This is a genomic window from Hahella sp. NS-SX17 (assembly GCF_057367735.1).
The window spans coordinates 4,479,551-4,505,898 of record NZ_CM170632.1 but is presented as its reverse complement, the minus strand read 5'-3'; the positions used below and the strand labels follow the sequence as shown (position 1 = coordinate 4,505,898).

General features: G+C 51.7%; 27 protein-coding genes. 17 read left to right on the top strand and 10 right to left on the bottom strand.

The window, feature by feature from the left end; translation table 11 throughout:
* Positions 1-81: 81 nt before the first annotated feature.
* Entirely contained in the window at positions 82-849 is a 768-nt protein-coding gene (locus AC2IBB_RS19825; RefSeq protein ID WP_486328486.1) for a peptidylprolyl isomerase, read from the top strand.
* Between the two features lie 343 nt (positions 850-1,192).
* On the top strand, positions 1,193-2,686 hold the full coding sequence (gene mqo / locus AC2IBB_RS19820) for a malate dehydrogenase (quinone) (protein ID WP_486328485.1): 1,494 nt from the start codon (positions 1,193-1,195) through the stop codon (positions 2,684-2,686).
* Positions 2,687-2,830: 144 nt separating this feature from the next.
* Here the strand turns inward: mqo and AC2IBB_RS19815 are convergent, their stop codons facing one another.
* Both AC2IBB_RS19815 and AC2IBB_RS19810 read right to left on the bottom strand, forming a co-directional pair.
* A complete protein-coding gene (locus AC2IBB_RS19815) occupies positions 2,831-4,453 on the bottom strand; it encodes an ankyrin repeat domain-containing protein (RefSeq protein ID WP_486328484.1) in 1,623 nt (540 codons plus the stop codon).
* A gap of 314 nt (positions 4,454-4,767) precedes the next feature.
* Positions 4,768-6,105 (bottom strand): choice-of-anchor Q domain-containing protein, encoded by a 1,338-nt coding sequence (locus AC2IBB_RS19810; RefSeq protein WP_486328483.1) that lies wholly within the window; start codon positions 6,103-6,105, stop codon positions 4,768-4,770.
* Between the two features lie 236 nt (positions 6,106-6,341).
* On the opposite strand from AC2IBB_RS19810, the gene AC2IBB_RS19805 reads away from it, so the two are divergent.
* Positions 6,342-7,118, top strand: coding sequence for a substrate-binding periplasmic protein (locus tag AC2IBB_RS19805; RefSeq protein ID WP_486328482.1), 777 nt, complete (start codon positions 6,342-6,344; stop codon positions 7,116-7,118).
* On the opposite strand, the gene AC2IBB_RS19800 is transcribed toward AC2IBB_RS19805, so the two are convergent.
* Both AC2IBB_RS19800 and AC2IBB_RS19795 read right to left on the bottom strand, forming a co-directional pair.
* Complete coding sequence (locus tag AC2IBB_RS19800; protein WP_486328481.1) at positions 7,103-8,830, bottom strand: bifunctional protein-serine/threonine kinase/phosphatase; 1,728 nt, start codon at positions 8,828-8,830, stop codon at positions 7,103-7,105. The genes AC2IBB_RS19805 and AC2IBB_RS19800 overlap by 16 nt on opposite strands.
* A 17-nt stretch (positions 8,831-8,847) precedes the next feature.
* Complete coding sequence (locus AC2IBB_RS19795; protein ID WP_486328480.1) at positions 8,848-10,323, bottom strand: NarK family nitrate/nitrite MFS transporter; 1,476 nt, start codon at positions 10,321-10,323, stop codon at positions 8,848-8,850.
* 368 nt (positions 10,324-10,691) lie between these two features.
* Between AC2IBB_RS19795 and AC2IBB_RS19790 the strand changes: the two genes are divergently transcribed.
* The 14 genes from AC2IBB_RS19790 (at position 10,692) to moaA (ending at position 21,975) form a co-directional block, all read left to right on the top strand.
* A complete protein-coding gene (locus AC2IBB_RS19790) occupies positions 10,692-11,963 on the top strand; it encodes an MFS transporter (protein ID WP_486328479.1) in 1,272 nt (423 codons plus the stop codon).
* 171 nt (positions 11,964-12,134) lie between these two features.
* Positions 12,135-12,731 (top strand): hypothetical protein, encoded by a 597-nt coding sequence (locus AC2IBB_RS19785; protein WP_486328478.1) that lies wholly within the window; start codon positions 12,135-12,137, stop codon positions 12,729-12,731.
* Positions 12,732-12,785: 54 nt separating this feature from the next.
* Positions 12,786-13,190 (top strand): hypothetical protein, encoded by a 405-nt coding sequence (locus tag AC2IBB_RS19780; RefSeq protein ID WP_486328477.1) that lies wholly within the window; start codon positions 12,786-12,788, stop codon positions 13,188-13,190.
* Positions 13,191-13,262: 72 nt separating this feature from the next.
* On the top strand, positions 13,263-13,676 hold the full coding sequence (locus AC2IBB_RS19775) for a hypothetical protein (RefSeq protein WP_486328476.1): 414 nt from the start codon (positions 13,263-13,265) through the stop codon (positions 13,674-13,676).
* A gap of 142 nt (positions 13,677-13,818) precedes the next feature.
* Positions 13,819-14,496: a hypothetical protein gene (locus tag AC2IBB_RS19770; RefSeq protein WP_486328475.1), complete on the top strand. Its 678-nt coding sequence runs from the start codon at positions 13,819-13,821 to the stop codon at positions 14,494-14,496.
* Positions 14,493-14,747 (top strand): hypothetical protein, encoded by a 255-nt coding sequence (locus AC2IBB_RS19765; protein WP_486328474.1) that lies wholly within the window; start codon positions 14,493-14,495, stop codon positions 14,745-14,747. Before AC2IBB_RS19770 ends, AC2IBB_RS19765 begins: the two co-directional genes overlap by 4 nt.
* 206 nt (positions 14,748-14,953) lie before the next feature.
* A complete protein-coding gene (locus AC2IBB_RS19760; protein WP_486328473.1) occupies positions 14,954-15,397 on the top strand; it encodes a hypothetical protein in 444 nt (147 codons plus the stop codon).
* Positions 15,398-15,601: 204 nt separating this feature from the next.
* Positions 15,602-15,913, top strand: a complete 312-nt coding sequence (locus AC2IBB_RS19755; protein ID WP_486328472.1) for a hypothetical protein — start codon at positions 15,602-15,604, stop codon at positions 15,911-15,913.
* A 120-nt stretch (positions 15,914-16,033) separates the two neighbouring features.
* Positions 16,034-16,783, top strand: a complete 750-nt coding sequence (locus AC2IBB_RS19750) for an IS5 family transposase (protein ID WP_486328406.1) — start codon at positions 16,034-16,036, stop codon at positions 16,781-16,783.
* Between the two features lie 94 nt (positions 16,784-16,877).
* Entirely contained in the window at positions 16,878-17,501 is a 624-nt protein-coding gene (locus tag AC2IBB_RS19745; RefSeq protein ID WP_486328471.1) for a suppressor of fused domain protein, read from the top strand.
* Between the two features lie 472 nt (positions 17,502-17,973).
* Entirely contained in the window at positions 17,974-19,440 is a 1,467-nt protein-coding gene (locus AC2IBB_RS19740; protein ID WP_486328470.1) for an alanine/glycine:cation symporter family protein, read from the top strand.
* 107 nt (positions 19,441-19,547) lie between these two features.
* Entirely contained in the window at positions 19,548-20,366 is an 819-nt protein-coding gene (locus AC2IBB_RS19735; protein ID WP_486328469.1) for a helix-turn-helix domain-containing protein, read from the top strand.
* Between the two features lie 176 nt (positions 20,367-20,542).
* Entirely contained in the window at positions 20,543-20,923 is a 381-nt protein-coding gene (locus tag AC2IBB_RS19730; protein WP_486328468.1) for a putative zinc-binding protein, read from the top strand.
* Positions 20,920-21,975, top strand: a complete 1,056-nt coding sequence (moaA, locus tag AC2IBB_RS19725; RefSeq protein WP_486328467.1) for a GTP 3',8-cyclase MoaA — start codon at positions 20,920-20,922, stop codon at positions 21,973-21,975. The genes AC2IBB_RS19730 and moaA overlap by 4 nt, the downstream gene beginning before the upstream one ends.
* A gap of 106 nt (positions 21,976-22,081) precedes the next feature.
* Here the strand turns inward: moaA and AC2IBB_RS19720 are convergent, their stop codons facing one another.
* From AC2IBB_RS19720 to AC2IBB_RS19695, 6 genes are all read right to left on the bottom strand, one after another.
* Positions 22,082-22,432 carry a hypothetical protein gene (locus tag AC2IBB_RS19720; protein WP_486328466.1) on the bottom strand — a complete coding sequence of 117 codons (351 nt, stop codon included), beginning with the start codon at positions 22,430-22,432 and terminating at the stop codon, positions 22,082-22,084.
* A gap of 52 nt (positions 22,433-22,484) precedes the next feature.
* Entirely contained in the window at positions 22,485-23,324 is an 840-nt protein-coding gene (locus tag AC2IBB_RS19715; protein WP_486328465.1) for a hypothetical protein, read from the bottom strand.
* Between the two features lie 679 nt (positions 23,325-24,003).
* A complete protein-coding gene (locus AC2IBB_RS19710; protein ID WP_486328464.1) occupies positions 24,004-24,768 on the bottom strand; it encodes a hypothetical protein in 765 nt (254 codons plus the stop codon).
* Between the two features lie 79 nt (positions 24,769-24,847).
* Positions 24,848-25,282: a GNAT family N-acetyltransferase gene (locus AC2IBB_RS19705; protein WP_486328463.1), complete on the bottom strand. Its 435-nt coding sequence runs from the start codon at positions 25,280-25,282 to the stop codon at positions 24,848-24,850.
* Positions 25,283-25,417: 135 nt separating this feature from the next.
* Positions 25,418-25,768 carry a hypothetical protein gene (locus AC2IBB_RS19700; protein ID WP_486328462.1) on the bottom strand — a complete coding sequence of 117 codons (351 nt, stop codon included), beginning with the start codon at positions 25,766-25,768 and terminating at the stop codon, positions 25,418-25,420.
* A gap of 174 nt (positions 25,769-25,942) precedes the next feature.
* Complete coding sequence (locus tag AC2IBB_RS19695; RefSeq protein WP_486328461.1) at positions 25,943-26,101, bottom strand: aldo/keto reductase; 159 nt, start codon at positions 26,099-26,101, stop codon at positions 25,943-25,945.
* Positions 26,102-26,348 lie beyond the last annotated feature (247 nt).

Here is a 26,348-nt window from a genome sequence, read left to right as displayed (position 1 = left end):
TAAGCCAGGTCCGCCCCGAGCCTTTCTTCAATAAAGAGAGAATGACTTGGGGCGGAACGAAAGCGGTCAGTGAGGATAATCATGAGCACAGATATTAGCGTAAACGGTGTGGCAATCTCTGAGGCGGCGATGTTTCAGGAAATGCAGTATTTCCCTTCGGAAAGCCAGGAGGACGCTTTGAACCAGGCGGTTCGCGCCTTGATTGTCAGCGAATTGTTGCGCCAACGCGCCCGGGCGCTGGAGATGGATACAGACGGACTGTCACAGGATGAAGTCATTGATCAGCTGTTGCAACGAGAAGCCCCAGTGCGCGAGCCGACGGCGGAGGAATGTGAGCGATTCTATCGCGGCCATCCAGAACAGTTCTCTTCGTCTCCTTTGGTGGAGGCCAGGCATATCCTGCTGGCGGCGGCCCCTGACGACGTCAAGGAGCGCTCATTAAAACTGGAGCAGGCCAAGGCGCTGATTGAGCGACTGCAATCAAGCCCGGAACAGTTCGCCGCGCTGGCGCAGAAGTTTTCCGCCTGTCCCTCTAAAGAGCAGGGCGGCTCGCTGGGTCAGTTGTCCCGGGGGCAAACCGTCGCCGAGTTCGAAGCGGCGGTGTTTCGTCATGAGCATGGCTTGATAACAAGTCCCGTGGAGAGTCGTTACGGTGTTCATGTAGTGTGGGTGGAGCACAATATTCCCGGTGATCTGTTGCCGTACTCTTACGTTGAGGAAAAACTGCGCAGTTATTTGAAGGAGCTGGCGGAGCGCCGGGCGATCGTGGATTATTTGCACAGGCTGGTAGAGGCGGCGGAAATTCACGGCTACCGCTTTGCGCAGGACGGATCTCCGCTTTTGCAGTAATATTTCCTATTCAATACAATGGGTTATGTTTCCATCTCGTAGGTGGGGTCGGCCCTGATGAAGCGGGACTCGTCACAATAAATTATCCGTAAGCAATTAAACGCTCGTTTAGCGATTAAATTAAGGTATAATTGCGACCCCGTGGCCAGGTACGTTTGGCTTTTCGGGTTCTCTTCCAATATCGAGGCGACAGGAACATAGCCTCCGACAGAGCAGAAAAGCAAACGCTTCTCGCCAGGGGCGGTCTCACTTATCTTTGACCTTTCGCCCAAATCCTCCATAATCGGCGGCGGTTTTAATGCTTGTCACCAGATTTTGATTTTCTTGCAAAGGCGCGATTGTAATGACTGTAAAAAAGGCGGATGTGCTGCTAGTCGGCGGCGGTGTTATGAGCACGACCCTTGGGACGATGCTCATGCAAATGGACCCATCCTTAAATATCGTCATGGTGGAAAGACTCGATCATGTCGCCCACGAAAGCACATACGGCTGGAATAATGCAGGCACAGGCCACGCTGGATATTGTGAGCTGAACTACACTCCAGAAACCGGCGATGGCAATATCGAGATCAGCCGGGCGCTTGCTATTAACGCCTCTTTCGAAGTCTCGCTGCAGTTCTGGAGCTATCTGGTGGAGCGCGGCGGATTGCCCAGCCCCAATGAATTCATTAATACCTGCCCCCACGAAAGTTTCGTATGGGGTGAGCCTGACATCGCATTTCTGCGCAAGCGTCATCAATTATTGAGCGCTCATCACCTGTTCAAGGACATGGAGTTCAGTGACGATCCACGCACGCTGCAGGACTGGATGCCGCTGGTGATGGAACACCGTGATCCGATGCAGAAAGTGGCGGCGACTCGCGTTCGCTATGGTTCCGATGTGGACTTCGGCTCGCTGACCCGCAATATGGTCGAGCATCTGCAAAAGAACGCCAACTTTGAGTTATTGCTGAGCCACCCGGTCAAGAGCCTGAAACAGAAATCGGACGGCCGTTGGGCGGTGCAGCTGTCCGACAGCCGCAATGGCGGAAGCAAAACCATTGACGCTGGATTTGTGTTTCTGGGCGCAGGCGGCGGCGCGCTGCCGTTACTGCAGAAGTCAGATATTCCTGAAGGGGACGGCTACGGCGGCTTCCCGGTCAGCGGTCAGTGGCTGGTGTGCAAAAAGCCGGATATCGTCAAGCGCCATTACGCCAAGGTGTATGGTAAAGCGGCCATCGGCGCGCCGCCTATGTCAGTGCCTCACCTGGACACCCGCATCATCAACGGCGAACCCGCGCTGTTGTTTGGACCCTATGCAGGCTTCACCACCAAGTTCCTGAAGACAGGGTCTTCATTAGATCTGTTCGGCTCCATCCGCGCGAATAACTTTGGCCCGATTATGTCTGTGGGCCTCAATAACATGGATCTGACTCGTTACCTGATTAAGGAAGCGATGCAGTCGCATTCAGATCGCGTGAAGTCGTTGCTGAACTACTTCCCGGAAGCGAAAGAAGACGACTGGACGCTGGCGGAAGCCGGTCAACGCGTACAGATCATCAAGCGGGACGCGCAAGGCCGCGGCAAGCTGGAATTCGGCACGGAACTTGTGGCTTCTAAAGACGGTACTCTGGCGGCGCTGCTGGGCGCTTCTCCCGGCGCATCCGTGGCGGTGAAGGCGATGGTGGACGTAATCGAACGTTGCTTCAAGGATCGTTTAAGCAGCGCAGACTGGACGTCCAAGTTGAAGGAAATGATTCCTTCTTACGGCGAGTCCCTGGTGGATAACGCCGAGTTGCTACACAGTGTGCGTTCCAGAACGCTGTCTGTGCTGGGACTGGACAAAAAGCGTATGTAATGGCTGTTGCGCGGTAAGCAAAAGCGCCGCTGGAAGAGTGTAAAGATGAAGAGGGTCGCTGTGGCGGCCCTTTTTAATGGGCGTATTTCAGGTATGAAAAAGCCGCCCAGGGTCGTACGGCATAGGCTGTCATGTAATGAGTCGCTATTGACTCACGCTTGCCTGGGATTGTGCGGCGAGGCTTTTCAGATATGCTGCATTCTCCGGCTTGTCGTTTTCTTCCGCATAGGTCAGCGCGGTGTCGCCGAGGCCATCCGCCAGCGCAGGGTCCGCGCCGGCTTTGACTAGCAGCTCCAGCATAGCCGTATCAGCGTGTTGAGCCGCGTGCATTAATGGGCTGCGCAGCGTGCGGGCGATGTTGTAGCGGCAGTCGTATTGTATTTCCGGCCCTGACTTGTATCGATGATTAACTTCCGCACCCGCGTCGAGCAAGCTCTGTGCGGACTTTGGCAGATTGAATTGAATCGCGTAGTACAGGGCGGTTTTACCGAAACCGTTCTGATAGTTCACATCCGCCCCTTTGTTAAGCAATAAACGGATATAGTCCGGGTTCCGCACAGCGAAGAACAAGGGCGGTTCGTCGCCTTGATTGACATCCTCCACTGACTCTAACAGGGCTTTGACGAGCTCCTCCTGCAAACCTAACCCCAATGCGGCGTTCAGCGCCTGTAGACGGGCGCGTTGATCGGCGTCCGGCAACAATGCGTTTACTTGCTCCAGAGTGGGCGGTTCGTCGTTGAACATTAATACTGCCATTGGCGCCACAGAATGGTCTTCTGAGCTGGGGTAAGCTCCCGCCGCCCGCTGCAGGAACAGGTCGACGCCAGCTTGAGCGGCGGCCTCCGCTTTTTCTGCGTCCAGGTTGAACCGGCTGGCGTAATGGGCGGCCAGGTCGTTTTCCGCCTGCTGCATGACTTGCAGGTATTCGTGGTAGTAGGGCAGGTTGTAAATGCTCTCCAGAGACCAGTAGCGCAGGTAGTCCAGTGTCGCTGCGCGATAGCGCGCTCTGTCTTTTGCATCGATACGGGCCAGGTTCCGTTCCGGCGCGAAGCCTGCCTCAAGCAGCTGAAAGTGGTAATAACGCGATTGGACGTAAATAATCGTGCCGGTGCATAAATGTGAGCCTTGTTCGCTGCGGAACGTGTCGCTCAGCGCCTTCAGGTTCTGCAGAAACGGCAGTTCAGCCAAACTCTCGGGGCACTGATAGTCCACTTCCAGCGGACTGCCTCTGCCTGAACCAAGATCAGGGGCTTCCGAAAATATGCGCGCTGGCTGTGAACTCATTTCCTCGCAGGTCAGCTTGCCATCACCGTAAGGCCCCAGGGTAAGAGTAAAAGGCAGTTTCTTACCCGAGTGAGTCCAGTATCCCTTAATTTCGCTGGGGATCACTGCGCCTGCGTTGTAACTATGGCCAGCGATGGTCGTAGTGGTGAAGCTACCGTCAAAGTTCTCCTCGACTTTGCCCTTGGGAGCGCTGGTTTCGAGATGAATATTTGAGCCTTGTATGCCCCCATGCAGTTCGATGGCGGTTTGGTAGCGGTCGTAAAAGTAGTCGCCTTTTATGGAACCGTTTTCTTCTATCGACAGCGTCATGGTGATCGGGTACTGATCGATGGCCCCGTAATACTTACTTTCAGCCGCCAACGCCGAAGACGCTGCGCCGGCGATAACGAAGGCGGACGGAACGAGACGGGCGAGCCACGTCAGAGAAATCAGCTTGCGGCCAGGCCGCGCGCCTAAGAGGTGATTTGGGGATAATTTGTTCACAACTACTGTCCTGGTGTTGTAACCGACTGCGGATTTTGCCGCTCTGAACGGCGCTCCAGTTTTTCCGCAATAAATAAAAATGTGGGACCCGGATCATAAACCCTAAATGGGCTTTTATGCAGTAAATTTTCGTAATTTCATTAAGTTAGTGGTTATTCACGGCACCCTGAAAGCGTATTTTTAATTGGACGGGAGCGTCAAGAGGGAAGATTGCGGAAGGGGGAAGAGCGCATGGGGACGGAGGAGCGGGAGAAAATGAAAAAGGGAGCGGCATGAAGCGCTCCCTCCTTGACTGTTCATAGGAACAGGGTGTATCAGGGCATGACGAATTCGAAAGAGCCCAGATCGCAGTTCTCAACACCGTCGCCATTGCCGTCTTTAGGGCGTACTACACGGCGCTGATCGGTTCTGGCGCAGAGACCCATGCCTGCGTCGATCGCCGGGCTGGTTTCACGCAGACGGTGGGTTTTGGTCAGGCCGGTATTGTCCATCAAGGGGTAGAGCACTTGGGTGAACACGTCTTCGCTGGCCACTTCCATATCCGCCTTACAGTTGCCTGCGCCGATGCCGGTCATCAGGCCTTTGTTGCGATAGGATACGCCGTAGTCAGCACAGTCGGCGAAACCGCTGTTGTCGAGCAGATGGTTGCCGACCATCAGGCTGTTGCGCACGTTGACGTCGCCGTAGTTGTAGAAGCCATGACCGGTGTTGTCCGCCAAAGTGACGTGAACGATTTTCATGGTGGCCACACCCTGCAGAGTCGGATTGGTGACGCCGTTCACCAGGGCTGCGCCATTCTCGCCCAGAGCGATGTTGCCGCTCAATGTGCTGTTGCTCAGCCACAGATCGGCTGCGTCATCGTTCAGGAACGCGGAACCGGTGGCGTCAGCGACGTTATTGGCGAACGTGGTGCGGGAAATGTCCGCCACGCCGCGGTTATAGACAGCGCCGCCGGCGCCAGTCAGGCTTTCGTTCTCGGAAGAGTTGTTTTCGAAAGTGGTCTCACGCACGAACAGGGAGCCGGTGTTGTAGATAGCGCCGCCGTGCGCTTCATCGCCTTGCGCGCGGTTGTCGTCAAGGATGGACTGATAGATATCGAGCATGCCTTCGTTGGAGATGCCGCCGCCATTGCCGGGGTTCAACTCGCCTTTGGTGACGTTGCCGGTGATGCGCATCTGACGCAGCATCAGCTCACCGTAGTTTTCGATGCCGCCGCCGTAGTCGCGTACGTTGCCGTTACGGATGGTGAAGCCGCGCAACTCCACTTTAACTTCTTTCAGTACTTCGATAGCGCGGTCCAGGCCGTCCGCGTCCAGAATGCTGATGTCGATACCCTGACCTTCGATAACCAGGTCGTCCAGGATGTCCAGATCGCCGTTCAGGTTTTCGTCTTCTTCATCCAAAGGGTTGTCGGCTGGGATGGATAACTTGTAGACGCCTGCATCCAGGATAATTTTATCCGGGCCTGCATTTTCGTTAGCCAGCTGGATGGCTTCGCGCAAAGAACAGTCGCTATCGCATACGCCGTCGTAGCCGTCGGTGAATTTGGTGACTTGAAAGTTGGTTGCGCCTGCTGGGGCGGCGACGATGAGCGCGCCGAGGGTGAGTGAAGAGGTTAGCCGGGAGTAGCTTTTCGCTAATTTGTTATTCATGTCATTCCTTCCTTAGTTTTGATGTTGGCGCGGTTAGATACCCCTTTAACCACGCGGGCGTAAATATACTGGTTTAAAAAACAAAAGAGTAGGTAAAATGACTTAGGACAAACCGCTATATAAATCCTCTAGTTAGCGTTTTTTAACGGAAACTTGATCTGGATGCGCTTTTTCGTTTTTGATGCATACTTAATTCATTCTCATGCAATGTTTTCTCATTGGCGGAGCAAACGAAAATGCCGAAGGCGTTGATGCTGTTAATCGCTCTCGCCGCTCTACTGGGCGGTAAAGTGGCGGCCGCCGCGGACCTGATTGAACTGAAGGCCGCCGCCGATCCCTGGCCTCCATTTATTGACCCCGAACACCCACAGGGCGGCGTCTCTGTCGAGATCGCCAACGCGGCGTTCGCCACCCAGGGATATAAGGTAAAACAGCTTATCGTTCCCTGGGCGCGGGCGGTGGAAGGAACCAGGCGAGGTACTTTCGACCTGATTCTCGACGCCTGGTGGAGTCAGGAGCGCATCGATCTGTTCGCATACAGCGATCCCTATCTGACCAATGAGGTTAAGTTCATCAAGCTCAAGGGCGATCTGTTTGAGTTCAAGGGACTTGAAAGCCTGCGCGGCAGAGTGGTTGGCGTGGTGCGAGGGTATGCTTACAACGACGCCTTCATGGAGGCGGACTATTTTACCCGCCTGGAAGTCACGCAATTCATGCAAAGCGTTTTGATGCTGTCGCAACGACGCATCAATCTGACTTTGGAGGACGAACTGGTGGCTCGTTATCGCATCCAGCGGGAAGAGCCCACGCTATTGCCGATGCTGGAGTTCGTGGAGCCGCCCCTGAGCGCTAATAAGTTGTACGTTATCAGCGGCGTGGAAAACCCCCGTCACCGGCAATACATCAGCGCATTTAACAGGGGGCTGGCTATTATCAAGGCAAATGGGGAATTTGACCGCATTTTGAAGGAAAACGGTCTGGTGGATGGCGCGCGTGTTCAGGTTGGTCCCTGACAGGAGAACAGGACCAGCACCAGCAGGAGTATCAGCGCCCAGAATCCCGACAGCATCTGCCAGAACATGACTGGGCTGCGGTCTTCCATTTCCAGAGGATTGTCCTGCAAAAACGCAGGGTTAGGATTTTTCAGGTCCTGCAGCAACGCATTCATGGTCTGATAACGCTGATCCAGGTCGAACACTACCCCTTTCTGCAGCGCCCGGTCGAACCAGAGTGGAATCACCGGGTTGAACTGCATGGCGGAGCGGTAACGCAAGCGGTCGTAATCAAAGCGGGAGCGGCACTCGTTGATGTGGTCGCCGTAGGGCAGTTCGCCCGTGAACATTTCGTAGGCGATGGTCGCCAGGGCGTAGAGATCGCCTCGTGCGCCGGTGTTTTGCCCCAGCAGATACAGCGGATCGGAGTAAGAGGCGGTGCCCAGAGCGGCCACATGCTCTAGGGGGCGGAAGACTTCGGCGACGCCGGCTACGTAGACGGAGCCGAAGTCGATGATGGTCGCCCGATTATCTGGGCTGACGATGATATTGGCCGGTTTTAAGTCTTGATGAATGGTGTCCTGGCTATGCAGTGCGCTCAATCCGTCAGCGACCTGTGCGATCAGCGCAAAGGCGGTTTTGGGCTTGGGAAATGGGTGGTCTTTGATCCACTGCTGGAGGGTGACGCCTTCCACGTGCTCCATCAAATAATAAAGGCAGGTGCGCGCCTGCGGCTGCTCGATAATGCGCACCACATGCGGATTATCGATGCGTTTGCCGATCCATTCCTCCTGTATGAAACGGTCGATATAGCTGACGTCTCCCAGATAATTTCGTGATGGCGTTTTCATCACCCAGCGTTCGCCGCTGTCCTGATCTCTCACCAAGTAGAGCTGACTGCGTGAGGAAGCGAAAATCTCTTTTTCGACGACAAGTCCGTCCAGGTTCATGCCGGGTTCCAATTCGGGAGGAAAGGGCAGACGGGTTAACTGGTTGCTGTAATCTTCCAGCGTGGTGTCCGGCAAATCATCCACCGCCAGCACGATAGCGCTGAGGTTGTCATTGCTCCCGGCTTGTAGCGACTGTTGCAGCAGCTCATCCACCGCTTCCTGCGCAGTAGGCGCATGGTCCACGATGTTTTTGATCGTTTCGTCGTCGAGAAAGTCATGCACGCCGTCGGAAGTGAGAATCAGAATGTCGCCTATCTCCAGCGGCGTTTTGCTGTAATCAATGGGCAGGTTGTTATCCATGCCTACCGCTCGGGCGAGCATTTTTCTACCGCCGCCCAGGCTGACGATATGATCCCGGGTCAGTCGGGTCAGTGCGCCGTGACGCAACAGGTAGATACGGCTGTCGCCGACGTGGAAAATATGCGCGGTGCGGGATTTGAGAATCAATGCGGAAAAAGTGCAGAGATAGCCCTTGGCCTCATGCACGAATTCCTGGCTTTTACGATACAGCCTGAGATTGAGGGAGGAGAGTATCTTCTGGCCTGCGTGACTGACAGCCCAGGTGTCTGGCGTCTTCAGATAGTCAGCGATGAACAGCTCCACCGCCGTAGCGCTGGCTTCCTTGCCGGCTTCCGCGGAGCTGACGCCGTCCGCCAGCGCGGCGACGACGCCTTTACTGTGCAGGCGTCGCTCCTGTGAGGGGGCGCACACCGCCACCGCGTCTTCATTGAGGGTTTTGACGCCGGCGGTGGTGATAGAGCCGTGGTGGACGCTCAGAGGCATGTCTGACTCATGTCGGTTTAGCTTACATCAATCATATGCACGCTGCCGTCAGGCATGACTTCTGCAATCTGACCGCTGGGCTCATCCAGGAACCAGCAGGCGACGAACACTACCGCCGCAGAGGCGGCGATCACCTGGAAGAAGGTGCTGTAGTCGACGAATGAGAGTACGGTGAGGTAGGCGACGCCGCCTACGTTGCCGTAAGCGCCAGCCATGCCTGCAATCTGTCCGGTCATGCGACGTTTCACTAGGGGGACGATGGCGAACACTGCGCCTTCGCCCGCTTGCACGAAAAACGAGCAGCACATGGTGGCGGCCACTGCGAGAGGCAACCACCAGCCGCCGTCGATCATGCTGAGCACGAAGTACCCGCCGGCCAGTCCGCCGATCAGCAACATCAGGCTTTTGCGACGACCGATCTTATCGCTGAAATGTCCTCCGGTGGGACGGGCCACCAGATTCATGAATGCGAAACCGGAGGCCAGCAGACCGGCTTTGACCGGGTCCAGACCGTCAAAGGTTTCCAGGAAGAACAGCGGCAACATGGACACCACCGCCAGTTCTGAGCCGAAGGTGACGAAGTAAGCCAGATCCAGCAGCGCCACTTGTTTGAACTTGTAGTGCTCATACTCTGGCGCGCCTTGCGTCAGGTTTTCTTTGTTGACCTTCCAGATCTGGCTGGTCTGGAACAGGAACAGTATCACCAGGGCTATCCACAGAATGTACATGGTGTTGTCGGTGAGCAGGGCGACGCCAGCAGGAGACAGTTTCCAGGCCAGTACAGCAAGGGCCAGATACATCGGTACGTTCATCACCAGATAGAAGATAAAGTCGCCTTTGCTGGTGACCTCCAGACCGCCTGATTTTTTCGGTTTAAAGTAAGTAGAGCCTTTGGGGGTGTTGCGGGCCACTTTGTAGTAAATGATGCCGTAGAGAAAAGTGAGTACGCCAGTCAGGCCCAGCGCATAGCGCCAGCCGTCATCGCCGCCGAACAACAGGGCGAGGGTGGGCAGCGTCATGGCGCCGGCGGCGGAACCGAAGTTGCCCCAGCCGCCGTAAATGCCTTCAGCAATGCCGACTTGCTTGGCCGGAAACCATTCTCCCACCATACGAATGCCGATCACGAAGCCTGCGCCGACGAAGCCGAGCAGGAAGCGAAACAAGGCCAGAGATTCGTAGGTGTCCGCCATGGCGAAGCCGGCGCAGATAAATGAAGAGGAGATCAGCAAGCCGCTATACACCAGGCGTGGGCCGTATTTGTCGACCAGAATGCCGATCAGTATCCGCGCCGGAATCGTAAGCGCGACATTGAGAATCAGCAGGGCTTTTACCTGTTGGCTGCTCAGGTCCAGCGCCTCCTTAATGAACACCATCAACGGCGCATGGCTGAACCACACCACAAAGGTCAGAAAGAACGCAAACCAAGTGATATGGAGCGTCTTTATCTTGCCGTCGCTGAAGTTGAATAAATTGAGTTTGCTGTCGGTACTCATACATCTCCCCTTCGCATAGGGTTGGAAAAGACATGGGAAAGCATTGGCTTTCGTTAGGGACCATGGATGACTGCAATATTTCACCTGCGCGGTCTAATCGAATTGATCAGTATCAAATTGCTTCAGCGGCCGATTCGCTCGTGACCGGGGGCTCTACCTCCAAAGAGATAGCGACTGAGGGTTCTTTAATTGCGGCGTATATGGCGGGTTCAGAGAAGTCTTACCTACAAGTAGGTAGGTAAACGCCAATGTGCAGAGAAACGTGGTTTATTTGGGTAAGATGGGTCTTCTTGGCGTTTTTAACCCGTATTCTTGCAACTAAAGGCCGATACAACTCGGCGCAAACTGCTGCATGGGGAAAAGCACCAATGCTCTATACCGAAAAACTGGGACAACGCGCGCTCGTCGCGGCGACGCTGGCGTTCGCCGCCAACTTTTCGGTATGGACGCTGTATGCGGTGCTGGGGCTGCGTATTCGAGAGCAGCTGGATCTCAGCATCATCCAGTTCGGATTGTTGCTGGCGGCGCCGATGTTCAGCGGCGCGCTGCTGCGCTTTCCTGCAGGCGTGCTGAGCGAGGTAGTGTCCTGTCGCAAGTTGTTTATCTGGCAGATGGCGTTGCTGCCGCCAGCGCTGTTCTTATTGCCATGGGTCAGCAGCTATCGAGGATATCTGTTGGCGGGATTGTGGTTAGGAGTCTCCGGCGTATCTTTTACGATCGGCATTCGTTATGTCACTGCCTGGTTTGAAAGCCGCAGCCAGGGCTTCGCCATGGGTGTGTTCGGCGCAGGCAACGCCGGCGCGGCAGTGACTCTGGCGCTGGCCCCGGTCATAGAGAGGGTATGGAGCGCTGAGTTTATCGGGCCTGTCTATGGCGTAGGCATGCTGGTCATCCTGGTGCTGTTCTGGGTGTTGGCGCCGGAGGACACCCGCTACATGCAAACCCGTCGGCGCGCGGATCTGGCATATCATCTACAGCCGCTGAAAGATCCCCAGGTGTGGCGCTTCAGCTTGTATTACTACTTCGTATTCGGCAGCTTCCTGGCGTTGTTGATGTGGTTGCCGCACTACTACGTCAATGAATATGGTCTGTCGTTACAGAACGCCATGTTGCTGACGTTGCTATTCGTCACCACTTCCAGCATGGTGCGGGCGTTAGGCGGCTGGTTTGCGGACCGGTATGGGGGCAGGGCGGTGAACTGGAGCGTCTTCTGGATTTGCCTGGTGTGTCTGTTTTTTTTGAGCTATCCACCTACGAGCATGACCATTCATGGCGTTGATAGGGATGTGCAACTGGAAATTCGCGTCAACGTGTGGGTGTTTACTCTGCTGATGCTGGTTATCGGCGTGGCGCAGGGCTTCGGCCGTGCTTCCGTCTACAAAATCATCCACGACTACTTCCCAGACCATATGGGCAGCGTCGGTGGAACCGTGGCCACACTCGGCGCCGCTGGCGGCTTTACCCTGCCCATCGCCTTCGCCCTGGCGGTGGAAGCGCTGGGAGTCCACTCCGCCAGCTTCATGGTCCTATATGGCGTACTGGCCGCCTGTATGGTGGCCATGTACGCAGCCATCCGCAATGAACGCAGCCGACGTCGGGTACGGGAAGCGAGGGAGCATAACTTTTTGTTGGATGATTGAGATTGGAGGGAATTGAACTGCAAATTTGCGGTATTCTTGGAGGGTTGAGTGGATGCGTGGGTCGCTAGCCCTGCTCGGGATGTCTGGTTTCAGGGAGGTCGGAACTGGGCTGAATAGAATTTGGGGCGCCAAACCCAGGCGAGTTTGAATAGCCTTTTGTAGACAGTCGAGATGAAGAAAAAAGTCTCAATTACAATTATACTTATATTTGTTTTAAGCTTGCTTCCATGTATCAGCCGAACCTGGAAGCTGGCGTCGGACGCACATGGTCTGGTTATACTTGCCACTCTCAACCCGAATGAAATGACATTTAATCCGTATAGCAAAGACGGACTGTTTATTAATTCAGAAATCGCCTTGCTCTTACTGGAACAATTCGAGTATCCCTACAGAAGGTGCTCGAGCATTTCTGAAATAATAGAAATTTGTAATACCTCTCTAATTACCTGGGTTGGTCGTGCACTGGATATGCATGGACCTGTGCAAACAGAGCGTGGTTATCGCCTGTTGAGCTATTTTATCTCGCGTGGTGAAGACGTTAATAAGCTAACCGATGGTATGGCTCCGGTGCATGAGGCAATTCTCTTTCGTAATGCAAAGTATTTAAAAGTATTACTGGACGCCGGCGCGAGCCTTGATATAAAGATTGAGCGCCCCGGAAGAAAATACGATGGGCTTGATGTGCTACAGTTTCTTGAATTACTTGAATCAAAGAAAGATACGAAATTTAATGAAATCCGCAAAATTATTCAGCAAGTTAAGATTTAACAAGGCGCCCACAGGGAGAAACTGCGCTGCAATTCGATGTTGGGCGCGCTGTGTATGAATCTAAAGCAGGTATGTGAAACACTCTTAGACAACGCTGATATGCGTATTGACTTGAGCGCCTTCCCAAAAGTTACTCTGGATATACTGGTTTATGGAACCATGGACGATAAGTATTGGAAGGCTGTTTTTGTATGTGACCAGGTCGTCTACATGGATGCGGAGCTTGACGATGACTCATTGAGCAATGATTTATTTGTCGTCTTGGAAACCCGTGTGAAAGAAACAACCAAAAGTAAAGTAACGCCTTCGGTTCAGCATAGAATGCACAATTTACAAGATGAAGACCCAGTGTGGGAAGTGCATCTGTATGGCGGTATGTCGCTCACAATAGTTACGACAAAGTTTGACTGGAAACTCATAGAGCTAGCTGAAAGCGAATACGAAATGGCTCTTGCCTGACGAGTCAAAGCATGAGCCTTTTTGACAAGAGATCGCTATCAGCAGCGTACCAGTGACGGATATTCTCTTTATATGAAAACGGATGAATTTATTGAGGGTAGAATAAGGTGGAGAGCTCGAGAGCATGGAATACCAAAGCCGCGCACTAATTTTTGGAATGACGTCAAGAATGCGCCACAGATTAATTTACCCAAAGAGCTTGGTAAGCCGGTCCTGATATCTTCCAGTAGCGAAGCTGACTTGATTGTTTTATGCACCCGAGGCGCGGCGGTGAAGAGCAATGGGCAAGAGGCCACATTTAGTTACGAAAGCATCGAAGAGGCTCGCGATGCGCCAATCACTGAGGATGAAGACAAGGCCGACCTTTCTCGGCTAGTCATTAAACTATCCAGCGGCAATGAAATATTTGTATCTCCAGAACCCTACGGTCCTGCATTTTCTATATGGAATATACTGATTATGCTCCAGAGAATGCACAGGACATAGGTTTCTTTGACATTCACACACGCGAAACGGCAAGAGCGGACAACTTTTCGACGTCATTTCTTTTGTAGAAAATCATAAAAGGCGCGATCAAAAATTAGCTTGATGAGCGAAACTTTAGGCGCGCCAGTAATCACAGGGCATTATGGACTTTAAGGCGGAAATACAGAAATTAATGGGACTGGAAGTTTCCTGGCCTCGGAAAGGGTATGGCTCGGTAATTTTTCTTGAGCTTGGGACGTTGTCTTCAGTTAAAACAAAACGGGGACTAAAGGAAAAAGGCGAGGCTTGTATTGCGATTGAATGGGACTGGCGGGTTGAGCGAGAGGGTGAAGTGTTGTTCGGGAGCTCTAACTCAAATGTTGAAGTGGCTTGCGGTATTCAATCTTTAATGCATTGCCGTATAGAGAGCATAGAAATCAGTGGTAATGTACCTGAGCTGGAAGTGGTTTTCTCTGATAAAAGCTGTCTAAGGTCCATGATAACGGTTACCGGTGATCCTAGATGGTCAATCAGGCTTCTAACTGGAGAGTGGATTTCGTCTGTCGACGGCAAGCTAAGTGATGAAAATGCAATACCATATCTAACAGAAGAAGAAAAAGAGATTTTTTTAATTGCAGAGGCTGCGGCCGTAAGATGGGGCGTTCCAGAGAGGCAACCGCGTGGCGGGTCTTGTTCGGAGTGTAAGTATTATGCGCCAATAGATGGTAATGGGCATCTATTAGATTATGGCGTTTGTGTTAGCGGAGGCAGCACTCTCGATGGTTGCGTGGTCAACTTTCGCAGTGGTTGTCCCGAGTTTTTTGCTAAAGGTCTTTCATGAGCGATGAAAATGGTAAAGGAAAAGAGCTGGCTAAGCAGTTAATAGATGCTGGGCTTGAAGGAGTAACTGAGGATATGCTTGAAAGCATGTCATTAAGGGAGCTTAAGATTCTTCATGAAAAATTCATAAATAATCTACTTGGTAGTTATCATGCTAATAGTGTTGACTTTCAGTTTGAAGTTACCAGGAAAAGAATTAAGAAAATAGAAGAAAAGGCGCTTAAAAGACTTCACGATCATCCCTCTCGATAACTTATAATGGCGTAAATGAGATGGGGATATAATATATGCCTTTTACGAACAATGTATTAAAAGGCTAAGTACAAGAGAGGAATAGTGGCTGCCAACAGAGGAGAAGTTAGGAGTGCCTTTTCTATTGGAATATGCGGGCCTCTTCTAAATCACGTTGTCGCCTCTTAGGTGTTGAGGTATTCAAAAAGATTTATTTTTATCTAATCATGAGTATTCGTAAAGTATATTTATTTGGTATCGATGAAAAGGTAGATGATACCGACAGATTAATGAACGAGCTGTTTGAAGAAATAGCCAAGGAAATTATATGGAGCGGAGGCATTGTCGTTGACAGGCAGCCTTTTCCATTAGTTCCTGATTGGTTTATGCGGGTAAAAACTCTAACTTCGGAAGTGATTATTTGTGGGGCTATATATCGCCTTTCCCCAGGACGGTGGGGTATGGATATTCGAAACTTACCTGAAGAGTTTGAGCAAGGGCAGTCTACATATGGCTGGTTGGAACCAGGGAATATGAGTCGGGAGATCAGTCCGGAAGTATATGAGTATCTGTCGCCAATAATTGAATCTGTTGTCAAGCGATACGCTAAATATTTTTTCTGGGTAGACAACAATGAAGACTTTAAGCATTTTGTGAATGAGCCTTTATAAATCACTTCCCAAAAATATGCGCAATGTGATTGGCTTCAAGGGATGTATATACTCAAAGCAGTAGGAGAAAATCCGGCTGAGGCGAGCTATTCGCTTAATTTTGTGAGTTGCTCTTTAGGCTGATGGTTTAAGGTAAGGCATGGCGCTTTCTCTTCGGCTCCCATGATATATTGAAATATAATATTTTTGAATAATAAGGTGTAAATGAAAAAACGTATTCTTGTGTTAATTTGTATAGCCATTGTTGGCTGTACTTCAGATGCGGCGAGTTTTACTTCAGAGTATGAACAGTGTAATGATCCTGGTTTTACAAGTTGCTTGGGGGTTGACATTGCCAGGTGTGATGCTGAATTTTCAGAAGCAGAGACATCGTGTAGGATTAAGTTGGAGAAAAGCCCTTTGGTATCGAATATGAATGAATATATGAAAAGAGGAAGTTTGGTTGGATGTATGTTGCAAAGTGTATCGCTATCTATTAATAAGCAAATGTACGAAATTGCGCAATGTACGAAGTGATTTGCAGTGCTACATTATAGGCGCGCACCCCTAGGGCGTGTTGACGTTTCGTCATAGGTGATAGATAGGCGCAAACTCGTCATATTGCGGTTCCCACACCAACAACAAAACGAGTTTGCGATGCCCCGATTGATGCTCAGTGACGAGCTTTGGTCGAAGCTGAAAGAGATCATGCTGCAAGAGCGAATCTATAACAAGCCCACACTACGAATGATGGTGGAAGGCATGTTGTACCGAATGCGGACGGGGTGTCCCTGGCGAGACTTGCCAGGGCAGTTTGGAGACTGGAATTCGGTGTTCAAAAAATTCAATTCCTGGTCTACCCAAGGCAAGTGGTTGAGGATCTTCCGGAGCTTGGTCCGCGAGCCGGATTTGGAATGGGGGTTCATTGATGGCAGCTATGTGAAGGCCCATCAGCACAGCGCAGGAGCCTGTACGGAAGAGCCTCAGGCGATTGGGAAGAGTCGGGCGGGCAATACCACGAAAGTGCATCTGGCCGTGGATGCCTATGGTCTTCCAGTGGAATTTGAGATCACTGGAGGCGAGGTCAATGACTGCACAGCAGCGGCGGAGTTGATTGAAAAGCTTCCCTCGTCAGAGGCGATTGTCGGAGACAAAGGCTACGACAGTGAACGAGTGCGGGCACAGATCGAAAGGAAGGGGGCCAGGGCCGTGATACCGAGAAAGCGAAACTCTGTCAAAGGTAATGACGATATGGATTGGGGTTTATACAAGTATCGCCATTTGGTGGAAAATGCCTTCGCCCGACTCAAACAGTACCGGGCCATCGCGACGAGATATGACAAGTTGAAGAGAAACTATGAAAGTATGGTAGCCATGGCTTGTGGGTATTTATGGCTGCCGATGTGAAACGTCAACAGGCCCTAGGCAAATCGCACTATGCGGTGAATAATTAACCATAGTTTTCTGTGCAAGTAGGTGAGGGATATAGAGTGGGGCGCGTATGAGTTTCCTTGAGGAGTCATGGGAAGAAAGGGAAGAGATTTTGTATAAGGAGATATTTGGGAATATTGGGCCAGGGATATACCCGTTATCTGTAGAGATATTTTATCGATTGAACGCTAATAGTGTTGACCCGCGATGGCTCTCTCATGGAGTTTTTAAGTGTCCGCCAGCACGAGATAGAGATACGTGGGCTTATGTTACCTCGGGAATGTCCAACCCTTGGGAAACAGATAAACGAGAAGAATACTCTGGGCTCGGCGTAGAGTTTCTAATGGAAACGGAAAATGAAGAGCTGTGGGCGGTTGAAGCCCTCCAGACACTGTTGGGCTATAACCTACTGCTTGCAGCTGGTCTGATGGGGGACTTTCCACCGCTGTACTACGGAGACCGAGTGCCCTTAGTCTTGTCTGAATCAGTTAAAACGATGATGTTTATCCAACCTGTGCACTTTCCCAGCCGCTTTTCCATAAAATCGGGTAGTGTCGATTTGATACAGGTTGTCGGTATCACTCCGTCAGAACTGCAGGCTGTTAAGCAGTCATCATCCGAAGAAATCAAAGAAAAGTTAATTGGCAATATGGGCCGCTTGGTTACCTGCAAGGAGCGAGACAGTGTCGCGTAAATCATCTGGCAAGCGATTGGCCTTCTGCAGTGCGCCAACTCTGCGCCACAACCACTCACAAACGCCATTTTGCAAAGTTTTACACTTCCATCTCAGTCCTTCGAAGCCCGACAAACAGGGTGTTTTCCGGGTTTTTTAGCGATTAACCGGCGACATTAGTCGTAGTCTTCGCCAAAAAATGGGGAATTTTATCGAGTTGGCGTCCGGGTAGCATCAATTAGCTTCACTTTGCTCCTGTCAGCGAAATTGCAATAAACACGTATATACAGCAAAATTCACGACCTGCCTAAAGCCTGTTTTCGTCCTTCGATCAGCGACTTGAATTCGGTGTCATTTTCATGGGGAACCCGGACTCGGCGCGCAGGTTGGCTCTGTGTATAAATCTATTGCTGAAATTATAAAACTCAGGTGTTTAACTGGACTATTCATTCAATCTTTCGAGACTCCAATATAAAAATAAAAGAGGGTTGAGATGTTGGATTTCCTGACTCAATTGATATGGGGCAAGGTGCTTGTCGCTGTCCTCATCGCGCTGGGATTATTGCTCACCATTACCTCGCGCTTCGTACAGTTCCGCTATTTCGGTCGGATGTTTCGTCTCGTCCGTCGTTCGATGAAAGAATCTCAGGATCAGATCAACTCATTTCAGGCGTTATCCCTGACGCTCGCCGGTCGAGTGGGGGCGGGCAACATCGCTGGCGTCGCCATTGCTATCGCCTTGGGTGGCCCTGGCGCGGTGTTCTGGATGTGGCTGATCGGCTTGATCGGTATGGGACTCAGCTTTTTTGAGTGTTCACTGGCGCAGCTGTTCAAGCGCAAAGACTCTGATGGCAGCTTTCGCGGCGGTCCCGCCTATTACATTCATCGTGGCCTGGGCCTCAAATGGCTCGCCGTTCTGTTTTCCGTATTGCTGCTCGTGACTTTCGGCTTTGCCTTTAATGCTTTGCAGGCGCATACCGTCGCGTCCACGCTTAAACATACCTTTGGCATCGCCACGCCGATTACTGGTTCTGTGCTGGTGGTGTTTATTGGGCTGATTATTTTCGGCGGCGTGCGTCGCATCGCTGAGGTGGCGGAAGTTATCGTGCCTATTATGGTGCTGGCGTACTTTGGCATTGGACTGTATGTCATCGGCATGAATTATCATGCAGCGCCGGCGACCTTCCTCTTGATCTTCAAGAGCGCGTTTGCGCTGGAGCCTGCTTTTTCCGGATTGATCGGCACCGCCATCATGATGGGCGTGAAGCAGGGTATGTTCTCTAATGAGGCAGGTTTGGGCAGCGCGCCTAACGTATCCGCGGCGGCCAAAGTAGGGCACCCGGCGGACCAGGGTATTGTGCAGGCGTTCAGCGTGTTCATGGATACCATGGTGTTGTGCACCTGCACCGCGATGATCATTCTGATGTCCAACTCTCTGGATCTGGGCGGCGTTTTGAACGGCGTTGAGTTGACCCAGTTGGCGCTGGCCAAGCAGATGGGAGAGCTGGGACGTGGACTGATCAGTCTGGCGCTGATGTTGTTCGCTTTCACCTCCATCATTTACAACTACTATCTGGGGGAGAACAGCCTCAGGTATCTGAACTCCTCTAATGAAAAAGTCGTCGCCATATACCGTATGTTCACGCTTGGACTGGTGATGTGGGGCGCCTTGCAGAATCTGGCTGCGGTGTTTGCGTTCGCCGACATCACTATGGGCCTGCTGGCGCTGGTGAATCTGGTGGCGGTGTTTATGCTGCTGAAAGTCGGATTGCGCCTGTTGCGTGACTATGACGAGCAGATTCAATCCGGGGTGAAGAGTCCGGTATTCGATCCAGACAAGTTCGCTGACCTGGATATTGATCATTCCGCCTGGACGCACTCCGCGCGAGACGAGAGCGAAGAGCAGAATGAAGAGCTTTCTGTGTCGCCAAGAGTAGGCGCACCGGTTATTCCCAGCTAAAATTAGCGGTTATATCAATATATTAAGAACCGTTTTGATCGTTTCGCCCGCGTCATCCTGATATTCATGACGCGGGTGGGCGGCGAACGGGAACCGCTAGGAATAACATGACCGAGGACTTCTGCAGTAATCTGAAGTTGCTGTGCAGCCACTATAAATCCACCGCCGAAGTCTGTCGGCGCATGGAAATCCACCGCGCCCAATTCAATAAATATCTGAACGGAACCAGCCAGCCCTCGCGCTTCGTTTTACGTAAAATCTGCGACTTCTTTGGCGTGGAGCCCCATGAGTTGGCTCTGCCGCATGATCGCTTCATGCAATTGGCTCAACCCCGCGTTCCCAATGAAAGGCGCGTGAGTCCGTCGGAAAAGCCTTATGCGGAGAAACTGGAGCGTTTACAGAAGCAGTCGGAAGGGCGGCTGGATAAGTATCTGGGCTACTACTACGAATACCACTTTTCCATGACCTTTCCGGATCAGATTATTCGCAGCCTGCTGCAGATTGATATGAGCGGGAGCGATTATTACTTCCGTCGCCTGGAGCGTATGCGTCCGCCCAACAAGGAGGAGAAATACAAGTCCCGCTATGAAGGGACGGCCATGTTTCTCTCCGAGCGCATCTTCCTGGTGGGATACGAGACCCTGACCCACAACGAGATTGCGCAGACGATTCTTTACCCAACCTATAAAAGCAGGGTGAGTTACTTGTCTGGCCTGAAGCTGGGAGTCTCCGCCAGCGACAGGCGCGAGCCGGTGTGCGTGAAGGTCGTGTTGGAATACCTGGGACGCTCCATTGGCAAACGGGAGGCCTTGCAGAAATGCGGTTTATTCAACCCGGCGACAGACGCTGTGGCGCGACATATCAAAGAAAAAATCGCTGACGCCACCGGGTATCGCGGCGCCAGTTTGTTGGCGACGCCGTTATAGTCGATGTTGTCGCAGTGAGGGCTGCTAGAGCTCTGCCAATAACTGGAGCTCTACCAATAAATAGGTACCACCAATGCCCTTGCGGTGTGGCGAGGGCATTTGACGAGGGTCAAGGGATTACTGGAGACAAGCCCCCTACAATGAGGCTGTCTGATCACTGACTGAGGTAAGCCGTTTTGAACCGCCGCACCGATCTCCCACTGATTTACGCCTGCTCCGGCTGCTCTAACGTTGCGCAGTTGGCCAACAATGCCGCTGTGGCGATGGACCGTCGGGGCTTAGCGGAAATGTCCTGTATCTCCGGCGTTGGCGGCGGCGTGAAATCTCTGGTCAAAGTCGCCTGCAGCGAACGTCCGATCATCGCTGTAGACGGCTGTCTGCTCGGCTGCGTTAAGCAATGCCTGAACAACGTGAATGTGACGCCAAAGGTCTATGTGCGCCTGGATGAGCAGGGTTATCGGAAACGCTACGGCGAGGATTGCTCTGAGGGTGATTTGGAGGTCGTCGTCGAACAGATTCTGGTCGCCATCGCGCAAGCCGGGCTGGACGCACAATGAACGCCTCCGCCTCCTTCAGAGACCGTCTTCACGTCACGCCTGTGAAGGACCCGTTGCAAGTCTCCAAGCAGGACGACTCTGTATTGCAGGACAGGTATGGGCGGCGATTGCGCTATTTGCGTCTGTCCATCACCGATATCTGTAACTTCCGCTGTAATTACTGTTTGCCGGATGGATACCAATGTAAGACGGAAACGTTGCCATTATCTCTTGGCGAGATTCAGACTCTCACTACCGCCTTCGCCGCTTTGGGAACACGCAAGGTGCGCATCACGGGCGGCGAGCCGGCCATTCGCCGCGACTTGCCGCAGATCATCCACGCCTGCGCGCAGACGGAGGGGATTCGCAAAGTCGCCCTGACGACCAATGGCTATAACCTGCGCAAACAGATTGATGCATGGGCGGACGCCGGATTGAGCGCATTGAACGTCAGCGTGGACAGTCTTGACCCGCAACGGTTTCACGCCATCACCGGCCATGACCGTTTGCATGCGGTGCTCAACGGCCTGGATCGTGCGCTGGAAATTGGGACAATGCAGGTCAAACTCAACTCTGTTCTGCTGCGGGACTACAATGGCGACCAATTGACGCCGTTTCTGCAGTGGGTGAAGGACAAGCCTGTGGCGGTGCGTTTCATTGAGCTTATGCAAACAGGCGACAACGCTGTATTCTTTCGCGCTAACCATATATCGGGCGCGGAAATCGCCGAACAACTGGAGCAACAGGGCTGGTCATTGGTCCCCAAAGACATTGACGCCGGCCCCGCTCAGGAATATCAGCACCCCGATTATCGCGGCCGCATCGGCCTGATCATGCCCTACAGTAAAGATTTCTGCGCCACCTGCAATCGGCTGCGCGTCTCCTCTCAAGGCAAACTCCACCTCTGCCTGTTCGCGGAAGCCGGCGTCAACCTCCGCGATCACCTCCGCAACGGCGATGTAGTAGGAGCCGTCGCCGCCATTCGCCGCGCGGTAGAAGGCAAACTGCCGGGCCACTCTCTGCATGAAGGCTTTACTGGGGCGATGTCTCATCTGGCTATGTTGGGTGGGTGAGGGCGGAGATAGATTTGTGCATGAAAGCAACTTTTCATTCAGGATGAGTGTGTAACAATATACCGCTAGTTTTTCTCGCTGGCGGTCAGTCGTAGCATGTGCAAATCTACTTCTTTTCCCAGGGACTTTCAGCAGATAGCTCTCGTTTTAGTATTTTTACATCACACTTGTCGTTGACGCTAAATTCATAACTTATTTTATCAATTCGCTCTTCCTGGGCAATTGATACTGTGTAAGTATTTGATGTGGTTAGCTTTATTTTGGTTATGCCTCCGCCTCCCGCATGAGGGTAGTTCTCACCGATGTCTTTTAGTATCACTTGCAAAACTTCTTGTGACTTTTTAGTGGGTGTATTAGCACAAAGCTTTGTATTTTCCATTGTATTTTGTCCTCCAGCGACTGCATGTGCGCAGCCAAATAATGTTGATAATGATAGCATTAGGTATGCAGTCTTCATCGACTTCCTTTGGAATGTTAGTTTCATTGGATTACTTTTTAGTGTTGTGAGGTTACTTGCGCTTTGGCTTTACAGTGATATGAACGTTTGAGGCAGCTTCTGGAAGCGTTCTTGGGTAGTGTCTTTTTCTTTTCGGAGCCCAATCAGCCGCATTCGTCATACTACCCTTTTTGGTAAAATCAATCATTGCCCGCCTCCATGGGTTAGCATGTCGATCTCGAAGTTCCATACCTTGGCCCATGACGGAGTACTTATCCTTGTCAGCAACACCGTAACAAGGCCCGAGGTTTGTATTACCTGAAGGAGGGCAGTGTTTTTTCCCTATGTCGACATGTCCTAAGCCAAGTAGGTGGCCAATTTCATGGACGTGAGCTCGTTGCATAATAGGATTGCCTTTGCTGTCAGTGCCTTTTTGAACAGAGTTTGTGTCGAGGCTATCATACAGTTTGGAGTGAGATCCGAACCACGTTTCAGATTTATCCAGTCTAACAACTTCAATTACATGGTGAAATTTTTTTGCGGGAGAGTAGTCTTCGCCATATAGTTCAAAGCGACACCAAATGTTAGGTATATATTTTGTTCCTGCGTCCACGTACTCAAACTCAGAAAAATTATTAACTAGCCAAAACTTCCCATGCCAGAAATTCTTAGCTGAGCTTACAAAGTTGGCTTTCCACGAGAGCCACTCCGAGCTTGACCATTTTACAATCTTACGAGCGGTAGCGCTTTTGTCGCCGTAGTCATTGTATGTGCCTGTTGCTGCACCGCCGGATGGGTTGATTTGTTTAAAGCCTAAACGGAGTTGAATTGTGAGATTGGCATTATTGTAGGCATCACAGACATCTGTATCTATTACAGCATCCCATGAAGCTTTTTTGATCGTTTTTTTCATTTATTTGATATTCCATTATGCTACGAGCGACAAGTTATGGATAACTGCTGCAAGAATGTAAGAAAGCTGCCATGAACTATTTGGAGGAGTCTTGTGGCGGAATTATTGCCTGCTCTCTATTGACTTATTGGCAGCTAGTAAGCTCCTAGAAAAACAGATTGCAGTAAGAAATGATATTGTCTTTTTTTGATAATCCTTATGGGGGGCGAGTTTTATGAATTTGGTTGCTCGCTCCATGGGCGCGTGGTCAGACGTTGAGATGCCTATTCCGTCTAGTGCTCCGCGCAGCCTAAAGAAACCATGAATAATCCTGGTTATCGTAATATATCTCTATCTAGGGAGTTTGGTCAGATATGTATGAGGCTTTTAGGAAATTCGCATTTCTCTCAGGGGGGCTTCCAATTTGATTGGAATGCTGGTTTTGAGCGTGATGATCTTTACTCAATGTCCGACGTTCACACGTCACGAGATAAACCAGGGAGCCCAGTTCGGTTTTGGTGTTCCTCCCGCTTATGAACGCTTTGAATCATTATGACGGATTTGACACTCTAAGCTTTCGAAAACCTCGGCAATGCTAGCGTATAGGTGGAGGCTTTTGTGTTTCCTTAAGTTTTCGCATGACTGAACTCAGGCCGCCTATGTTCATGGAGAGCATAGACGGCGAGATTAAAAAAAATACCTACTCCGTATATTTCAAAACCAAAACCGGATTATCAACAATAAAACCACGAAGCATATCCCTCATGTCTTCATCAAACTCATCGCGATAGATTTGATCCAGTGTGTCGATCAGTTTTTGTATAGCGTTGTCGTCGAGTGGTTGGGTCTTCAGGAATGCGAGATAGGAGGCGCCGAGACCCATTAGTTGGTATCCGAAATGGTCGTCCAGGTGTTTGGCGAGCGCCACGTTTTCAAATGGATTCAGGTCGCAGGTAAAGTAGCCGTTGGGGAAGGCGTAGATCGTTTCGTGGCTGGCGGTGACCGGGACTTTCAGCAAGTAGGCTTCGGCGTCAACGAGGATGAGCGGGTCTGCATTGGCGTCTTCAATGTCTTCTGGTGCGTCGTCATTCAGGCTGACGCCTCTGGCGATGACGTCGGCAAGGGTGTGTTCTTTGAGTTTGGCTTCCATGTTGCGTCGGCGAATCGGAAGCTCGTCTCTGTGGCTCAGGTAGCCATTGTGCTCATCGTCTTCGAAGCATTCCGGCGGCAGCTTGGACAAATCGAAGTCATCCGTATTGTCCAGATTATGAGACAGTGTCGAGTGCATGGATGTGTAGCAGGCTTGTCCGAGGTCATCCAGCGTCAGCAGAAAGCGGTAATCGGGATGGCTGGCCGCCAGCTCGCGATAAGCAGCGAGCAATTCTTCGAAACTGTTGATTTCCGTGACGCGGTAGCGGTCGCAAAGGAAGTCTTCGCTAGGGGCATCGATGTATTCCAGGTTCATGGCTATTACCTTCTACGTTCTATTCGCATGCTGTTCGCCCACATAAAACTGCAAGCGTTCAAAGTCTCAGTGAGGGCGGCTAGGGCGTCAACTCCTGATAAATTTCGGGCTTCCAGACCTGCATCAGAATGTCCGGGTTCTGCACCTGGGTGAAGCCAAACTGGGAGTAGAGGCCGTGGGCGTCCCGTGTCGCCAGCATCATGCGTCTCAATCCTTGCAGGTCAGGGTACTCCATAACCTGGGTCATCAGGCTTTTGCTCAAGCCCTTGCCGCGGTGAGCGTCGAGTATGAAAACGTCCGCCAGATAAGCGAAGGTGGCCTTGTCGGTGACCAGACGGGCGAAGCCAACTTGTTTGTTTTGCTGATCAAATACGCCGAAGCAGAGTGAATTGGCGATGGCTTTTCCCAATAGCTCTTTGGGAATGCCGCTGGCCCAATAACTGGTGGAGATAAAGCTGTGGATGACATCCAAATCCATCTCATCCAAATTCGTACTGATTCTGTAGCCCTGCATGTGCGCTCCTTGAGCGGTGTTTTGACTGACGTTGATCGTTAAAAATGGGCCAGTGAAATGTATCAGTAGTCAGTGGCGTCCGGGAAGTGTCACAGGGCTGGAGAGTTAACAAAGTTTGCAGCCAGGCTTAGCAGTTTATCCAATGTGCACGCCTCCCTGATTGCTGCGAGCGAAGGCGATCGCTTTTCTAAAGTTGTTTAGTCGATACAGAATGCCATCTTCATTTTCGCTCGACTTTTCGTAATGTGAGATAAGCATCTCTATCTCGGAGAGAAATAAGTCCAGCTCATGAAACTCAATATAGACATCGTGCGTTGCCAGCTGCGGTAGAAATGTCGCTCCAAGCGCTCTAACTGTCTCACTGGACCAGACCGTTCGCCTCCATGACTCTGGGCCAGCCAAGTCCTTTCCTGGGTTTGGATATGGATCGAATATGACTTCGTCGGTGTTCGGGTTACGTTTGTAGGTCAATACGGATAGGGTCATCCTGAGGGCGCACTCTGTGTGGAATAGATCAAAGTATACTTATGACCCAAGAGTGGGAAAACCTGTTAAAAAAATGAAGTGTATCGGCGCAAACTAAATCGGAGTAGAGAAAGGATGGTAATACGCTCGGCGGCATTGGCTTTTCCGATATGCCGCCGAGCGCAAAAGCTAAGACTAGTACCTGGACCCTGCAGTCGAGCCCATTGGCAGTTTTGCGTTGATCAGGTCCACGTCTTCCGCATCCAGTTGCAGGGATGCGGCGGCGAGATTTTCCTGTAAGCGGCTCAGGCGGCTGCTACCGGGGATGGGGATGATGTCTTCGCCCTGGAGCAACAGCCAGGCCAGCGCGATCTAATCCCAGGCGGGAAACAAACAGGTTGCTGGAGCCTAACTGAACCTTGCCTAATCGTGATGAGTCGTTCATATCTGTCTCCCTGTGCGGTATTTCACTTATGAGTGGATCGTCGTCGCTAAAGGGCCCGTTTAGAGGACGGCGTATATTCATGCTAGGAGATGGGAAGGGCAAACTGAATGCACGATTCTACGGCGTTCTTGCCTGATTCTGTCCTATGCTGTGATC

Bases quoted from the DNA above. Each gene is read 5' to 3' on its own strand.
- AC2IBB_RS19755 (WP_486328472.1), top strand. From the start codon at position 15,602: ATGAAAAAACGTATTCTTGTGTTAATTTGTATAGCCATTGTTGGCTGT.
- AC2IBB_RS19705 (WP_486328463.1), bottom strand. From the start codon at position 25,282: ATGCAGGGCTACAGAATCAGTACGAATTTGGATGAGATGGATTTGGAT.
- AC2IBB_RS19700 (WP_486328462.1), bottom strand. From the start codon at position 25,768: ATGACCCTATCCGTATTGACCTACAAACGTAACCCGAACACCGACGAA.
- AC2IBB_RS19825 (WP_486328486.1), top strand. From the start codon at position 82: ATGAGCACAGATATTAGCGTAAACGGTGTGGCAATCTCTGAGGCGGCG.
- AC2IBB_RS19760 (WP_486328473.1), top strand. From the start codon at position 14,954: ATGAGTATTCGTAAAGTATATTTATTTGGTATCGATGAAAAGGTAGAT.
- AC2IBB_RS19735 (WP_486328469.1), top strand. From the start codon at position 19,548: ATGACCGAGGACTTCTGCAGTAATCTGAAGTTGCTGTGCAGCCACTAT.
- AC2IBB_RS19810 (WP_486328483.1), bottom strand. From the start codon at position 6,105: ATGAATAACAAATTAGCGAAAAGCTACTCCCGGCTAACCTCTTCACTC.
- AC2IBB_RS19740 (WP_486328470.1), top strand. From the start codon at position 17,974: ATGTTGGATTTCCTGACTCAATTGATATGGGGCAAGGTGCTTGTCGCT.
- AC2IBB_RS19765 (WP_486328474.1), top strand. From the start codon at position 14,493: ATGAGCGATGAAAATGGTAAAGGAAAAGAGCTGGCTAAGCAGTTAATA.
- AC2IBB_RS19795 (WP_486328480.1), bottom strand. From the start codon at position 10,323: ATGAGTACCGACAGCAAACTCAATTTATTCAACTTCAGCGACGGCAAG.
- AC2IBB_RS19750 (WP_486328406.1), top strand. From the start codon at position 16,034: ATGCCCCGATTGATGCTCAGTGACGAGCTTTGGTCGAAGCTGAAAGAG.
- AC2IBB_RS19775 (WP_486328476.1), top strand. From the start codon at position 13,263: ATGAAAACGGATGAATTTATTGAGGGTAGAATAAGGTGGAGAGCTCGA.
- moaA (WP_486328467.1), top strand. From the start codon at position 20,920: ATGAACGCCTCCGCCTCCTTCAGAGACCGTCTTCACGTCACGCCTGTG.
- AC2IBB_RS19770 (WP_486328475.1), top strand. From the start codon at position 13,819: ATGGACTTTAAGGCGGAAATACAGAAATTAATGGGACTGGAAGTTTCC.
- AC2IBB_RS19785 (WP_486328478.1), top strand. From the start codon at position 12,135: ATGAAGAAAAAAGTCTCAATTACAATTATACTTATATTTGTTTTAAGC.
- AC2IBB_RS19715 (WP_486328465.1), bottom strand. From the start codon at position 23,324: ATGAAAAAAACGATCAAAAAAGCTTCATGGGATGCTGTAATAGATACA.
- AC2IBB_RS19780 (WP_486328477.1), top strand. From the start codon at position 12,786: ATGAATCTAAAGCAGGTATGTGAAACACTCTTAGACAACGCTGATATG.
- AC2IBB_RS19805 (WP_486328482.1), top strand. From the start codon at position 6,342: ATGCCGAAGGCGTTGATGCTGTTAATCGCTCTCGCCGCTCTACTGGGC.
- AC2IBB_RS19720 (WP_486328466.1), bottom strand. From the start codon at position 22,432: ATGAAGACTGCATACCTAATGCTATCATTATCAACATTATTTGGCTGC.
- AC2IBB_RS19710 (WP_486328464.1), bottom strand. From the start codon at position 24,768: ATGAACCTGGAATACATCGATGCCCCTAGCGAAGACTTCCTTTGCGAC.
- AC2IBB_RS19790 (WP_486328479.1), top strand. From the start codon at position 10,692: ATGCTCTATACCGAAAAACTGGGACAACGCGCGCTCGTCGCGGCGACG.
- AC2IBB_RS19745 (WP_486328471.1), top strand. From the start codon at position 16,878: ATGAGTTTCCTTGAGGAGTCATGGGAAGAAAGGGAAGAGATTTTGTAT.
- mqo (WP_486328485.1), top strand. From the start codon at position 1,193: ATGACTGTAAAAAAGGCGGATGTGCTGCTAGTCGGCGGCGGTGTTATG.
- AC2IBB_RS19800 (WP_486328481.1), bottom strand. From the start codon at position 8,830: ATGCCTCTGAGCGTCCACCACGGCTCTATCACCACCGCCGGCGTCAAA.